The sequence below is a fragment of the Actinosynnema sp. NPDC050801 genome (assembly GCF_040673975.1).
Classification (GTDB): Bacteria; Actinomycetota; Actinomycetes; order Mycobacteriales; family Pseudonocardiaceae; genus Actinosynnema.
On sequence record NZ_JBFAQZ010000020.1, the window covers coordinates 62,353 to 76,753 of the forward strand.

General features: G+C 70.9%; 11 protein-coding genes. 3 read left to right on the forward strand and 8 right to left on the reverse strand.

Going from position 1 to position 14,401, the window contains the following annotated elements; translation table 11 throughout:
- The first annotated feature begins 62 nt into the window (after positions 1-62).
- Entirely contained in the window at positions 63-812 is a 750-nt protein-coding gene (locus AB0K14_RS32520) for an RNA methyltransferase (RefSeq protein WP_360452302.1), read from the forward strand.
- A gap of 321 nt (positions 813-1,133) precedes the next feature.
- On the opposite strand, the gene AB0K14_RS32525 is transcribed toward AB0K14_RS32520, so the two are convergent.
- Entirely contained in the window at positions 1,134-1,544 is a 411-nt protein-coding gene (locus AB0K14_RS32525; RefSeq protein ID WP_360452300.1) for an HAD-IA family hydrolase, read from the reverse strand.
- Between the two features lie 57 nt (positions 1,545-1,601).
- Here AB0K14_RS32525 and AB0K14_RS32530 point away from each other — a divergent pair, with 57 nt between their 5' ends.
- Complete coding sequence (locus AB0K14_RS32530) at positions 1,602-1,991, forward strand: Rv3235 family protein (RefSeq protein ID WP_360452298.1); 390 nt, start codon at positions 1,602-1,604, stop codon at positions 1,989-1,991.
- Between the two features lie 985 nt (positions 1,992-2,976).
- On the opposite strand, the gene secA is transcribed toward AB0K14_RS32530, so the two are convergent.
- The 7 genes from secA to AB0K14_RS32565 all read right to left on the reverse strand — a co-directional run bounded on the left by secA (position 2,977) and on the right by AB0K14_RS32565 (position 13,263).
- Positions 2,977-5,850 carry a preprotein translocase subunit SecA gene (gene secA / locus AB0K14_RS32535; RefSeq protein ID WP_360452504.1) on the reverse strand — a complete coding sequence of 958 codons (2,874 nt, stop codon included), beginning with the start codon at positions 5,848-5,850 and terminating at the stop codon, positions 2,977-2,979.
- 551 nt (positions 5,851-6,401) lie between these two features.
- Positions 6,402-7,094, reverse strand: a complete 693-nt coding sequence (gene raiA, locus AB0K14_RS32540) for a ribosome-associated translation inhibitor RaiA (protein ID WP_360452296.1) — start codon at positions 7,092-7,094, stop codon at positions 6,402-6,404.
- A gap of 431 nt (positions 7,095-7,525) precedes the next feature.
- Positions 7,526-8,146 (reverse strand): phosphoribosyltransferase, encoded by a 621-nt coding sequence (locus tag AB0K14_RS32545; protein WP_360452295.1) that lies wholly within the window; start codon positions 8,144-8,146, stop codon positions 7,526-7,528.
- Between the two features lie 137 nt (positions 8,147-8,283).
- Positions 8,284-10,011 carry an LpqB family beta-propeller domain-containing protein gene (locus AB0K14_RS32550; RefSeq protein ID WP_360452293.1) on the reverse strand — a complete coding sequence of 576 codons (1,728 nt, stop codon included), beginning with the start codon at positions 10,009-10,011 and terminating at the stop codon, positions 8,284-8,286.
- Positions 10,008-11,741: an MtrAB system histidine kinase MtrB gene (mtrB, locus tag AB0K14_RS32555; RefSeq protein WP_360452291.1), complete on the reverse strand. Its 1,734-nt coding sequence runs from the start codon at positions 11,739-11,741 to the stop codon at positions 10,008-10,010. Before mtrB ends, AB0K14_RS32550 begins: the two co-directional genes overlap by 4 nt.
- Before the next feature lie 16 nt (positions 11,742-11,757).
- The gene (mtrA, locus tag AB0K14_RS32560) at positions 11,758-12,435 is read right to left on the reverse strand and encodes an MtrAB system response regulator MtrA (protein WP_015104936.1); all 678 of its coding nucleotides are present in this window, start codon (positions 12,433-12,435) and stop codon (positions 11,758-11,760) included.
- 186 nt (positions 12,436-12,621) lie between these two features.
- On the reverse strand, positions 12,622-13,263 hold the full coding sequence (locus AB0K14_RS32565; protein WP_360452289.1) for a dTMP kinase: 642 nt from the start codon (positions 13,261-13,263) through the stop codon (positions 12,622-12,624).
- Positions 13,264-13,404: 141 nt separating this feature from the next.
- Here AB0K14_RS32565 and AB0K14_RS32570 point away from each other — a divergent pair, with 141 nt between their 5' ends.
- Complete coding sequence (locus AB0K14_RS32570; RefSeq protein ID WP_360452287.1) at positions 13,405-14,364, forward strand: hypothetical protein; 960 nt, start codon at positions 13,405-13,407, stop codon at positions 14,362-14,364.
- Positions 14,365-14,401 lie beyond the last annotated feature (37 nt).

Here is a 14,401-nt window from a genome sequence, read left to right on the forward strand (position 1 = left end):
TGACGATCATCATGATTGACGGCTCGAAAACAAGCCCCAATCGGGTAGAGGACACTTGCCCCGTGGATGTGTCACCCAAGGACAAGTTCGTCACCGTGTACGGCCGCAAGCCCGTGCTCGAAGCCCTTGACGACCCGCGGCTCGAAGTCGACAAGGTCATGCTCGCCGACACGGCCCGCGGTCCGGCCGCCCGGGAGATCCTGGACGCGGCCAGCCGCCGGGGCGTCACGGTCCAGCGGGCGACGGCGCAGCGGGTCAAGGTGCTCGCCGGGAACGGCAAGCAGGACCAGGGCGTGCTGGCCGACGTCGTGGCGCCGCGGATGCGCCCGCTGGAGGCCGGGTTGCGCGACCGGCCCCGGACCGTGCTGGTGCTCGACGGGATCACCACCCCGGCGAACGTCGGGATGATCCTGCGCACGGCCACGGCGGCGGGGGTGGACGGGATCGTGGTGCCGCGGCGCGGTGTCGCGTCGATCGACCCGATGGTGGTGAAGGCTTCGGCGGGGGTGGCGTTCCGGGCGCCGGTGCTGCGGTGCGCGACGGCGGCGGAGGCGGTCGCCGGGTTGCGGGCGGCCGGGTACCCGATCTTCGCGCTCGACGCGAACGCCCGGGAGTCGGTGTACTCGGCGGACCTGCCGGCGCGGGCGGCGTTCGTGCTGGGCAGTGAGACGGCGGGGATCTCCGACGACGTGCGGCCGCACGTGACCGGGTGGCTGTCGATCCCGATGGCGGCGGGCGTGGAGTCGCTGAACGTGGCCAGCGCGGCGGCGGTGCTGTGCTTCGAGGTGGTTCGGCGGCGGACGACCCGCTGAGCTCGCGCGGGACGTCACCGGGGGTCGTGGCGGTTGGCGGCGCAGTGCGGGCGCCGGAGGGCCGCTCCGACGCCCGCACTGCCTAACCCGGCTGATCGGTGGCTCACCACAGCCACCCGACGCGGTACCCGTCGGACCGTCCCGATCAGCCCCCGAGGGCCCGCACCCGCGCCCCTGGTCCGGCGCCGGGTGCGGAACCGCAAGCAGACACCCGCCATTCGCACGGGTGGTGTTCCCCGGTAGCGGTCAGAACGTACGAGCGCAGTCGAGTGAGCGGCAACTCACCGCCCAGGTGGACTTCCCGTGGCCGTTCGTCACCGATTAACCCTGCAGGGGGATGTCCAGCAGGGTTTCCAGTTCCTCAAGCGTGGACTGCACGGACTGGTGGTGCACGCCGACCATTCCGGCGGCCGCGGCGCCCCGGACGTTGACCGCGAGGTCGTCCACGAAGACGCACTCCTGCGCGGGGAGGCCGAGCCGTTCAGCGGCGAGCAGGTAGATGCGGCGGTCGGGTTTGGCCATGCCGACCTCGCCGGAGGTGATCACGACGTCGAACAGGTCCTCCCAGCCCGCCGGTGGGCGCCAGAGGAAGTCGGCGTTCGAGAGCATCGCGGTGAGGATGCCCTGGTGACGCGCTTGGCGGGTGGCGGCGAGCAGGGGTGGTTCGGTCGCCGTGTGGTCGTCGCCGAGGTCCGTGAGGACACCGCCGAAGTCGAGAACCAGTCCCCGCACCGTGCCTCCATCGGGTGATCTTGGTACGAAACCCCGGCCGTCCGCCCTCGGTTCAGCATGCCACCTCAACTCCGCACCCTGTCGTCCACGAAGCCCGCCACCACCCGGAACCCGGAGGTCGAGGCGGCGACGCCCTCGGCCCAGCCGCCCACCTGCCCGCCACTGGACGCACGACACTTCCTGTTCCCGCTGGTGGAGGCACTGAGCGGCCGTCGTCCCCCACGGCAGTTGTCGGCCAACTTCACCCCAAGGGCCCTGACCACCGTGACGCGCGCCGCAACACCGACCCAAACCCGCCTCGGCCGCTACCGCCTGTGCCACGTGTCGGCGGACGCGGCGGAACTGGCGGGCACCCTGCACATGCCGACAAAAGTCCGAGCCTTCGCCGCCCGAGTAGAACGCCGGGGTTCACGCTGGCACTGCACGGAATTCCACCTACTCCCCTGACCCCAGCCAGTCCGGCAGGTGGGCGGGGCTGAGCAACGACCCCCTCCTCGACCCCGCCCATCGGCAACACGATCGGGTGAGATTGCCACCAAAATGTACGGAAACACTGTTCTCGTACCTCGGTTAATGAGGACCGAGCCGGCAACCACCCCCGACCGCCAACCCGCCACCCCGACCACCACCACCCACCCCCGCCGACCACCACCCGCCCGCCGCCACCCCTCCGGAGACTCAAGGACTGCCACTGCCACAGCCAGCCCAGCAAGACCCGGGAGGGCCAGCCAGGGACAGGAAGAGAACGAACGTGCGGCGCGGCGGGCGAGGGCAGGCGGCGCAGGGCGAGCGGGGCGGGGGCCAGGCCGGGGCAGGGCAGGGCAGGCAGCCAACGCAGGGCTGGCTGAACTCGCGGGCAGCACAGGCGAGCCGCGGCAGGCCTGGCAGGCAGCGCGGGCAAGCCGGCCGGCAAGGGCGGGCAGTGCAGCCGGACAGCGCCGGGCCCTTCCCGGCCGGGGCAGGGCCGACGGCCCAAGGGAGCCTGGGCAGGCCAGCCGGGCAGAGCGGGTACGGCATGGCGACGGCCCCAGGCAGGCAGCGCCAGGCGGCACAGGCAGGCAGGGCAGGACGGCGGCCCAGGTCAGGCAGGCAGCGCGGAACGGCGGCGCGGGTCAGGCAGCGCGGGGCGGCGGCGTAGGGGCAGGGCAGGCGGGGCGGGTCAGAGCAGACGGCGCAGGGCGGCGGCGCGGGTCAGGCCAGGCAGCGCGGGACGGCGGCGTAGGGCAGGCGGGCGGGGCGCGGCGGGCGAGGGCAGGCGGCGCAGGGCGGCGGCCCAGGTCAGGGCAGGGGCGGTGGAGGTGGCTGGATGTGGCGAAGCGGGGCCCGGCTGGTGTCGGGCCCCGCTTCGTTTGTCGCTTCGTTCGTGGTGCGTTGTGGCTTCGTCAGTGGTGCGTTGTGGGTCGCTCAGGTCGATTCCTGAGCCCGGTCGGGCCTACTGGCGCGGGCCCTTGCGCTGGCCCTTGGCCTGGGCGCGGGCGGCGGCGCGGCGTTCCTTGCGGGTGCCGCCGGGCTGACCTGCGGCGCCTTGCTGGGCGGTGTTGCCGCTGGTCTCGGCGTCGCCGCTCTCCGACGGGCCCGAGTAGGTCAGGCCCTGCTGGGCGTGACCGTCGAGACCCTTGCCGCGGAGTGCGGGTGGGATGGCGTTGCCGCTCTGGAGTTGCGCGAGGGCGGGGCCGGCGGGTGCCTGGTTTGCGTCCGCCTGCTGCTGGGCGGCAGCGGCCGCGGCGGCGCGGGCTCGGGCGCGGCTGCCGGTCAGCGGGCCGCCGTTGGCGATCGAGACCTGGACCGGCGGTTCGGCGGCGGGCTCGGGTTCGGCGGCTTCCACCTGCAGGTTGAACAGGAAGCCGACGGTCTCCTCCTTCAGCGCTTCGAGCATGCCGTTGAACATGTCGAAGCCCTCCCGCTGGTACTCGATCAGCGGGTCGCGCTGGGCCATCGCCCGCAGGCCGATGCCCTCCTTGAGGTAGTCCATCTCGTACAGGTGCTCGCGCCACTTGCGGTCCAGCACGGAGAGCAGGACGCGGCGCTCCAGCTCACGCATGGCGCCCGGCCCGACCCGGCCGTCGATGTCCGCCTCACGCGCCTCGTACGCGGCCAGGGCGTCGGCCTGCAGCTTCGCCTTCAGCGACTCGCGGGTGACGTCTTCGTCCTCCTCGACCACCGTCTTGTGGTCGAGCGTGATCGGGTAGAGCGTCTTGAGCGCCGTCCACAGCTGGTCGAGGTCCCAGTCCTCGGCGTAACCGTCGGCCGTCGCGCCGTCGACGTAGTCGCCGACCACGCTGGTGATCATGTGCTCGACCTGTTCACGCAGGTCCTCACCGTCGAGCACGCGGCGGCGCTCGGCGTAGATGACCTTGCGCTGCTCGTTCATGACCTCGTCGTACTTGAGGACGTTCTTGCGGATCTCGAAGTTCTGCTGCTCGACCTGCGTCTGCGCGCTGCGGATGGCCCGGGTGACCATCTTGTGCTCGATCGGCACGTCGTCCGGCACCTTCAGCCGGGTCATGACCGTCTCGACCATCGCCGCGTTGAAGCGGCGCATCAGCTCGTCCTTCAACGACAGGTAGAACCGCGACTCGCCGGGGTCGCCCTGACGGCCGGAACGACCGCGCAGCTGGTTGTCGATGCGCCGCGACTCGTGCCGCTCGGTGCCCAGCACGTACAGGCCGCCTGCCTCGCGGACCTCCTCGGCCTCGGCCTTGACCTCGGCGGTGATCTCCTCGATCAGCTTGGCCCAGGCGGCCTCGTACTCCTCGGCGTGCTCGACCGGGTCGAGGCCGCGTTCGCGCAGCTCGTGGTCGGTGATGATGTCCGGGTTGCCGCCCAGCACGATGTCCGTGCCTCGACCGGCCATGTTGGTGGCGACCGTGACGGCGCCCTTGCGGCCGGCCTTGGCGATGATCAGCGCCTCGCGCTCGTGGTGCTTGGCGTTGAGCACCTCGTGCGGGATGCCCTTCTGCACGAGCAGCTTCGACAGGTACTCGGAGCGCTCGACGCTGGTCGTGCCGACCAGGACCGGCTGGCCCTTCGCGTGCCGCTCGGCGATGTCCTCGGCGACGGCCTCGAACTTCGCCTCCTCGGTCTTGTAGACGAGGTCGGACTCGTCCTTGCGCTGCATCGGGCGGTTGGTCGGGATCGGCACCACGCCGAGCTTGTAGGTCTGGTGGAACTCGGCCGCCTCGGTCTCGGCGGTACCGGTCATGCCGCCCAGCTTCCGGTACAGGCGGAAGTAGTTCTGCAGGGTGATCGTGGCGAGGGTCTGGTTCTCCGCCTTGATCTCGACGCCTTCCTTGGCCTCGATCGCCTGGTGCATGCCCTCGTTGTAGCGGCGGCCCGCCAGCACGCGGCCGGTGAACTCGTCGACGATCATGACCTCGCCGTTGCGGACGATGTAGTCCTTGTCCTTGGCGAAGAGCTCCTTGGCCTTGATCGAGTTCTGGAAGTACCCGACCAGCGGGGTGTTGGTGGAGTCGTACAGGTTGTCGATGCCGAGCTGGTCCTCGACGAACTGCACGCCCGCCTCGGTGACGCCGACCGTGCGCTTGCGCTCGTCCACCTCGTAGTGGGTGTCGCGGCGCATCTTGGTGGCCAACCGGGCGAACTCGACGTACCAGCGCGACGACTGGTCGGCCGGGCCGGAGATGATCAGCGGCGTGCGGGCCTCGTCGATGAGGATCGAGTCGACCTCGTCGACCATCGCGAAGTAGTGGCCGCGCTGGACCATCTCCTCGCGGCTCCAGGCCATGTTGTCGCGGAGGTAGTCGAAGCCGAACTCGTTGTTCGTGCCGTAGGTGATGTCGGCGTTGTAAGCGACGCGGCGCTGTTCGGGCGTCATCTCCGACAGGATCGCGCCGACGGTGAGGCCGAGGAACCGGTGGATGCGGCCCATCCAGTCGGCGTCGCGCTTGGCCAGGTAGTCGTTGGTCGTGACCACGTGCACGCCCTCGCCGGCGATGGCGTTGAGGTACACGGGCAGCACGGACGTCAGCGTCTTGCCCTCACCGGTGCGCATCTCGGCGATCTGCCCGAGGTGCAGCGCCGCGCCGCCCATGAGCTGGACGTCGAAGGGGCGCTGGCCGAGGGTGCGCTTGGCTCCCTCTCGGACGACCGCGAAGGCCTCCGGCAGCAGCTCGTCGAGTGACTCGCCGTCGGCGTAGCGCTTGCGGAACTCCTCGGTCTTCGCGCGCAGCTCCGCATCGGAGAGGTCGACGACGTCGTCTTCGAGGTTGTTGATGTGCGCTGCGATGTTGCGCAGGCGCTTGAGCATCTTGCCCTCGCCGGCGCGGAGCAGTCGGGACAGCACCATCTGGGTCGACCTCATTACCTCATCGCGACGCGCCCGGGGGACGGGCGCCTTCCACAGGGGTTCGCCACGGCCATGGCGAACCTTCACCACCTGCCATCGTAGGCAAGTCGTGAACGTGTGTGCACAGACACAGGTAGGAACCGGTGTGGAACGTCCAGCGGAACGCCTCCGGAGCACCCGCGCCGACGTCGACAAGATCGCTATCCGTGATCGCGCACCGGCGAGCACCACCCGGTTGGACGCATGGGGCGCGGGCTCGACGGCCGCGCGCGCCAAGATCGCGCCATTCACCTGATTCAGAGACGAATGCCACACCATCGGACGCCGGAGATCCCGCGCCTCGGGCGCTGGACAAGTTCGACGGACGCCGAATAAGGCAGAAGTTGACCACTTCACCAGATCGCGTCGGTCGTCCGCGCCTCATTCTTTGCCGATCACGCTCTTCGACCGGTGGAGAACGAGGCGCGGACGACCTGGCCGCCGCGTCAACGGCCAATCAACTCAACTGGACGACCGAGCCGCCGCGTGCGGAGCAGCGGCCATGACCCGGCTCAGGCCAGTCTGATCACGCCGTAGTCGAATCCCTTCCGGCGGTAGACGACGCTCGGACGGCCGCTGTCGGCGTCGGAGAACAGGTAGAAGTCGTGGCCGACCAGTTCCATCTCGTAGAGGGCCTGGTCGACGGTCATCGGCTTGGCCGTGTGCTCTTTCTCGCGCACGATCTGGCCGGGGAGGTTGTCCTCGATGCCGTCTTCCCAGCGCTGCGAGGGCACTTCCGCCATGCCCTCGTGCGCGGGTTCCGGCTCGGTTGTTTCCAGTACCGCGGTGCGGCCGGGCCACATGCCCTGTGCCTGGCCGCCGTCGCCGTCCGGGAGGAGGGGGAGCGACTCCGCGAGTCCGCTCGTCGCCTCGGCGACCGAAGTCGGGCCGCGTCGCCCGTGGTGCACGCGCCTGCGGTCATGAGAGCGCCGCAGTCGGTTCTCGAGCTTGCTCACCGCGGAGTCCAGGGCGGCGTAGAAGTCGCCCGCACATGCTTCGGAACGAACCACCGGACCGCGTCCCTTGCCGGTGATCTCGACACGCTGGCAGTTCTTGGACTGCCTGCGGTTCGGCTCGTGGAAAAGCTCCACGTCGAAGCGGATGACCTTGCGGTCGTAACGCTCAAGCCTGGCCAGCTTTTCGGCGACGTGAACCCTGTAATGATCGGGCACCTCGACGTTGCGGCCCTTAACGACGATGTCCATACACGACCTCCCTCGCTTTGCTGCGAGCAATGGCTTCGGATCGCTTGGGCGCCGGGTCCGCGATCTTGTTCGCGGACTTGTCGCTGAGGGTGGTCCCTCAGTGCCTCACCGGCGCCAGGGTCATGGGCTGCTCGCCTCCTCCCCGCGTGCCGGGAACGCTGATAGCGGTGCACGTTAGCCCGGTATTCGCCGCTGCGACAGCCCCTGGGACGGGGGAAATCCAAGATTTTCTTGTCGTAACGCAGAGCGACGAAAAATCGGCACCGACGGCGCGCCGCACCGACACGCCGGAACCCCGCGCGGACAACGGCTCACCCGAACGGCCGAGCCCGGCACGAGCACCCGCCAGCAGAGTGGTTACGTCGAACGGCCTCTGCGTGGGCGTCATAACCGGCCAACGGCCGAGCGTCCCGGGAGGTTCCCGGTGCGGTTCACCCGTGTGGGTGGGATCCGCGTGCAGTTGTCAGCGTGAGGACAGCGGGTACCCCGAATCCGGCCGCTTTCAACACCGAAACGCAGGCGCGTGCCGTCGATCCCGTCGTCACCACGTCATCCAGCAGGACAACCGGGGTTTTCGGTGGTGGCAGACATTCCGGGACGAGTCGGACACGGCCGGCGAGATTCGCGTGTCGAGACGCCGCGTCGAGCGCCGCCGAATCGCGAACGCCTCTCGCGAACGCCAGCGCCGGCGCCGCGGAAAAGCCGGACGCACGTGCCACTCCCAATACGTGGGAACCGCCGCGGGCCCGGGCGGCCGACGCACGGGAGGGCGCGGGCACGAGCCACGGATCGGGCCCCACGCCGGGCAGCCGGGGCACCGCGGCGGCGACCAGCGCGCCGAACACGGCCGCCAGCTCGCGACGCCCGCGCTCCTTGAACGCGAGCACCAACTCACGCGCCGCTCCCCCGTACGCGGCCAGCGCGAACACCGGCGGCCCGACACCGGGGACGCGCACCGGAGGGCCGAACAGGGCCAGGCAGCGGGCGCACGCACGCGCACCCCAGGCGCCGCAGCCGGGACAACGGGGCGGGAACAGCAGGTTGATCAGCACGGCTCCGACGATGCCGGCGCCCACCGACAACCAGACCCCCTGCGCCGAGGTGCGAGGCGTTCTCGATCGGGTGAAGATGGGGCGTGCGCAGATGATCCGACCAACCGACCCACCGACCGATCGGCCGACCACCGACCTCAGCCCGGGTAGAACGCCTGGGTGCCCGGCTCGACCTTCGTGGTCGAAGCACGCCACACGTCGCCCACGTCGTTCGCGCTCCACAGCCCGCGCTGGTCCACCGCCAGCACGTTGCGCCCCGGCGCGGCGGTCACGGAGGCGACCGGGACGGTCAGGTTCGACGTGTTGTACCGCTCGACCCGCACCCCGTCGATGTTGACCTTCGCGATCGGCCACGCGGCCAGCGACGTGCTCACCACCAGCACGTCCTGCGCGAGCCAGTCCAGCGCCAACGCGCTGGTGCCGACCTGCGACGGCTGGAGGTGGCGCGGCGACCGCAGCGACACCGCCGAGTCCTGGCCGCGCACGACCGCCGCCACCACGAGCTTGCCGTCCACCACGGCCGCCACGCGGGTGCCGTCGCGCGACAACCGCAGCTCGGTGATCTTCCCCAGCTCGGTGAGCTCGGAGGCGTTGACCGCGTTCGCCGTCCACCCGCTGTCGGTCCTGATCACGCGCACCACCGTGGCGCCGTCGGCGACGGTCCACACCTCGGTGCCCGGTTCGCCCTGGCGCCCGCTGAGCAGCCACGTCGGTCTGGTCATGGTGGTCGCGCGCAGGTCGACCTCGGCCAGCTGCTCCGACAGCGGTCCGACCCGCAGCCGCACGGAGCTCCCCACCCGGCCGACCGCGGCCAGCTGGCTGCCGTCCAACGACTGCGCGGCGCTCACCAGCTGGTAGTCGCCCGCCCCGGCGGGTCCGGGCACCGGGTCGCCGTTGACCTGCTTGACCCGCCCGTCGCCGACCAGCATCCCGTGCAGGTCGGCGTCCGGCGTGGTCAGGGCCTCACCGGTCTGCACGTCGGCGGGCCGCCACTCCTGCTGGTCGGCGTTGATCGACTGACCTTCGACCAGCACCCGGATCCGGCTGCTGGTGACGCCCGCGAGCGACTTCACCACCTGCGCCACGATCTGCTTGCCGACCTGGACCGTGATGTCGCCGACCTTCGTCAGGTCGACTTCGAGCGCGCCGTCGTTGGCCTCGGAGGTGTTCCTGCGCTGGGTCGCGCCGTTCGGGATGGCCGTGGCCAACGCGCCGCGCATCCCCACCGACGGGCCCTTGAGCAGCAGGCTCGTCACCCGGCTCGGGATCGACGTCGACGGCGCGATGACCACCCACCTCGGGTCGGGCACGAGCACGCTGAAGTCGGGGCTGTGGAAGAACAGCGTCACCCGCCGGTAGTTCTGCTGGAACCCGCCCAACGGCACGTAGATGCCATCGGGTGGTGCGGAGATGCGCCACTGGCCCCCGTTGTCGCGCTCGATCCCGATGGGGGTGTCGAGGGGGCCGATGAGCTGGATGAACGAGTTGTCCTCCAGCTGCAACCGGCCGACGTTGCGGCCTTGGAGCAGCACCGTGCGGTGCCGGTCGTCCGCCGTCACGCCGGGCGTCGGCACGGTGTTGAACGTCGTGTCGATGATCGTCGGCGTGCCCTTGGTGTTCCACGCCTTCTTCGCGTCCTCGGTCAGGTACGCCTTGGCCGCCGCGTAGTCGCTCTCCGGGTTGGCCGAGGCGTTGACGAACTCCCGGACCAGCGTCAGCGGGTCGATGTCGGGCACCGGTTCGGGCGCCGCGGCCGCGCTGGCGTTGCCCGCCGAGGGGTTCACCGCGATCGGTGAGGTCTCGGTGGGTATCGCGGCGCAACCGGCGGCCACGAGCACGCCCAGGAGCACCGCGAGCAGCCTCACCGGACCTCCTCGCGTTCGCCGGTGACCGGTTGCGCGGGCTGCCACGTGATCTCCTCCTCGGTCAGCTCGACCTCCTCGACCGGCTCGGGCGCGTCCGGTTCGGGTTCGACCACGGGCGGCAGGTCGGGCGGCACGAGCGGCAGCGGGTCGGAGGTCGGCTCGTGGCCGAGCCGGCACGGGATGGTGAGCCGGAACACCGCGCCGAGGCCGCGTTCGCCCCACGCCTCCAGCCGGCCGCCGTGCAGCCGCGCGTCCTCCAGGCTGATCGACAGGCCGAGGCCGGTGCCCCCGGTGCGGCGGTTGCGGGACGGGTCGGCGCGCCAGAACCGGTTGAACACCAGGTCCGCCTCGCCGGGTCGCAGGCCGACGCCGTGGTCCCGCACGGTCACCGCGACCGCGTCGCCGTCGCCGCGCAGCGTCAGCTCGACCGGCAGGCCCTCGCCGTGGTCGATGGCGTTGGCCAGCAGGTTGCGCAGGATCCGCTCGACGCGGCGGGAGTCCAGCTCGGCGCTGACCTCGTGGTCGGGCAGGTCCATCACGATCGTGGTGCCGCTGCTGTTGGCGATCGCGCGCACCGCGTCGTGGGCGCGCCTGGCCAGCACGCGGATGTCGACCAGCTCGGCGGCCAGCTCCTCCACGCCCGCGTCGAGCCTGCTGATCTCCAGCAGGTCGCCCAGCAGCGACTCGAACCGGTCCAGCTCGTCGACCAGCAGCTCGGTCGACCGGGCCAGGCCGCCGGGGAACTGCTCGCGTGAGGCGTGCAGCACGTCCGCGGCCATCCGCACGGTCGTCAGCGGCGTGCGCAGCTCGTGCGACACGTCGGAGGTGAACCGGCGTTGCAGCTGGCCGAACTCCTCCAGCTGGTGGATCTGCCGCTGGATGCTGGCGGCCATCTCGTTGTACGACTCGGCCAGCCGCGCCACGTCGTCCTCGCCGACCACGGGCATCCGCTGGTCGAGGCTGCCGTCGGCGAACCGCTCGGCGATCTCGGCGGCCTGCCGCACCGGCCGGACCACCTGGCGGGTGACCAGGTTCGCGATGAGCGCGAGCAGCAGGAGCAGCACCACGCCGCCGACGACCAGGGTGCTCTGCACGACGTCCGCGGTGGCCTGTTCGCTGGTCAGCGGGAACAGCAGGTACAGGTGCATGGCGCGGGCGGAGCTGTTGACCGGTTTGCCGACGACGAGCAGCGTCGTGGGTCCGGTCTCCCGTTCCACGGTGGTGATCTGGTAGCCGGCGCTGCCCCGTTCGAGCATCTTGAACAGCCCGTCCGGCACGTCCTCGTACTGGCCGACGGCGACCGGCAGGCCGTCGGAGCCGGTGCCGACGGGGTCGCGGAGCACCGGCTCGAACGCGCCCGCGCCGGAACTGGTGGGGTCGAGGTCCACACCCGAGGTGTTGATCTTGTTCAGGGCGGTGGTGAACCGGGTCTTGACGCTGTCGGGGCCGGGGTTGAGGCCCGCGAGGTCCGGCTGGATCGCCGCCGCGCTCGCCTCGGTCTGCCGGACCGCCGCCTCGATCTTGGTCTCCAGCAGCTGGCCGGTGATCTGCACCTGGAGCACCATGCCCAGCACGAACACCACGGCCGACGACAGCGCGAGCGTGCTGACCACGACGCGCAGTTGCAGCGAACGCCGCCACAGCTCGCCGAACGAGATGGCCTGCCTGCGTGCGCGTTCGATCCCGCGGCGCACTTCGCGCACCGCGGGATCGAACCAACGCGAAGTCATGTCCGGTGGATCCCGATCACGGAGGGCCGGCCTTGTACCCGACGCCGCGCACCGTGAGCACCACCTCGGGGTGCTCCGGGTCGCGCTCGACCTTGGAGCGCAGGCGCTGCACGTGGACGTTCACCAGGCGGGTGTCCGCCGCGTGCCGGTAGCCCCAGACCTGCTCCAGGAGCACCTCGCGGGTGAACACCTGGCGCGGCTTGCGGGCCAGCGCCACGAGCAGGTCGAACTCCAGCGGCGTCAGCTGGATCGGCTTGCCCTCGCGCAGCACCTCGTGCCCGGGCACGTCGATGGTCAGGTCGCCGATCTGCAGCACCTCGGCGGGCTCGGCCTCGGTGCGCCGCAGGCGGGCGCGGATGCGCGCCACCAGCTCCTTCGGCTTGAACGGCTTGACCACGTAGTCGTCCGCGCCGGACTCCAGCCCGAGCACCACGTCCACCGTGTCGCTCTTCGCGGTGAGCATCACGATCGGGACGCCCGACTCGGACCGGATCGCCTTGCAGACGTCGATGCCGTTCATGCCGGGCAGCATCAGGTCGAGCAGGACCAGGTCCGGCTTCAACTCGCGCAGCGCGGGCAGCGCGCGGGCGCCGTCGGCCACCACAGCGGTGTCGAAGCCCTCGCCCCGCAGCACGATGGTCAGCATCTCCGCCAGAGCGGGGTCGTCGTCCACGACGAGCACGCGTGCCTTCATACCCAACATCGTCCCACTAGTGGTCGGAAGTCCACGCACCGCCCAGCGGTCATCGCTGCTGGTCGTCGTGCGCGTCCACTCCGTAGCCAGTCTCTGCCGCCGATCCACGTGCCCACCTCGTCCCGCCGAAACGCGAATCCTCAGCGACTCATCGGCCCAGTGGTGACGTTTTGTTACTTTCGTACCCTAATGGGTGAACCACCGGTCGAGCAGCGCCTCGACGCGCAGGTCAGCGGTACCGTCGAGCACCTCCCAGGGTGACAGCCAGCCCGCCGCGGCCAACCCGTCGTAGACGGCGGCGCAGCGCGCCTGGAGCCCGCCGTCGGACTCGTAGAGGTCGCGACCCCGAGCTTCCTCCACCTCCCGGTGGGCCGCGCGGTCGGCCGCGACGGCCGGGGGCACGCGCAGCAGCAGGTGCAGGCCCGGGATCGGCAAGCCGAAGCGGTCGACCTCCAGCGCGCGCAGCCACTCGACGAACTCGCCATCGGCCGCCTGGTGCAGCCGCGCCGCGCCGTAGGCGGCATTGGACGCGATGTACCGGTCGAGCAGCACCACGTCGTACCGGTCCAGGTCGGCGCGGATCCGGTCGGCCGCGCCCCGCCGGTCGAGCGCGTAGAGGACCGACATGCCGTACACCGAGTCGGTCAGGTCGCCGAGCCGGCCGTGCAGCGCGTCGCGCACCAGATCGGCGTGCACGTCCTCGTCGTACCGGGGGAACGCGCCGGTCGCGACCTTCGCACCACGCGCGTCCAGCGCGTCGGTCAACGCCTTGGCCAGGGTGCGCTTGCCGGCGCCGTCCAGACCCTCGATCACGACGAGTTTTCCCACGAGGGACACCCTAAGGGCCACCGTCCGCTCACGATCGGCCGCATGACATCGCCCAGTCGGGTGACCAGAGATCCTTTGCGTCACCAGATTGAGTGACTACGGTGAACCCCATTTCCGGTTGCGCGAAAGGGTGGTGCCGCGGTGACCGCGGATTCCGGGCACGCCAGACCGGTTGACGAGCAGGCCGCCCAGCCGCCCGGGAGCCTGCCGGGTGGGCTCGCCGAGACGCTGCGCTACGGACCGTTCCACCGTGCCCTGCACGACGCCATCGCGCACCGCGGCCTGTCCCTGGCCAGGCTGCGGGCGCACCTGGAACAGCTGGGCGTGCAGGTCGGGCAGTCGACCCTGAGCTACTGGCAACGCGGGCTGCGGCATCCCGAAGTGCCGCGCGCGATCGCCACCGTGCGCGCGCTGGAGACCGTGCTCAGGCTGCCGCCGGAGTCGCTGGTCGCGCTCGTCGGCAACCGGCCGCAACCCCGGCTGACCAGGCCGAGCGGCTGGGTGTCGCCGGTGCCGGTGGTGTCGGAGTTCGAGGCCGTGACCGACGTCGGCGCGAACACCGACATCGAGCTGCTGGCCGTGCACGACACCGTGCTGATCGGGCCGGAGCGGGAGCAGCGGTCGATCAGCACCCGGCTGGTGGTGCGGGCGGCGAAGGCCGGGCCGGACCGGTTCCTGGCCGTGCACCAGGGCGACGACGGGTGCCTGATCGACAACGCGCTCGTGCGACCGGGCGAGGGGTGCCGGCTGGGACGGCTGCGCAGGCAGCTCGCCACCCGCGGACTAGCGTTCGAACTGCTGTTCGACCGCAGGCTCGCCGAGGGCGAGGAGCACGTGTTCAGCTTCACGGTGGTGGACGACACCGGCGGGCCCACGCCCGGGCACCGACGGGCGTTCCGCGAACCGTGCCGCGGCTACCTGCTGCAACTGGCCTTCAACCGCCGCGCCCTGCCCGCCCGCTGCACCAAGCAGTTCCGGGCGGACGCCGAGGCCGCGCCGGTGGACCTGGAGGAGCTGGTCTGCGGCCTGGGCGGCTTCGCCAGCGCCTACTTCGAGGACGTCGGCCCCGGCATCGCCGGCATCAGCGTCGAGTGGACGTAGCGGAACGGCCGGGGCACCCGGGGGTGACCACCACGCG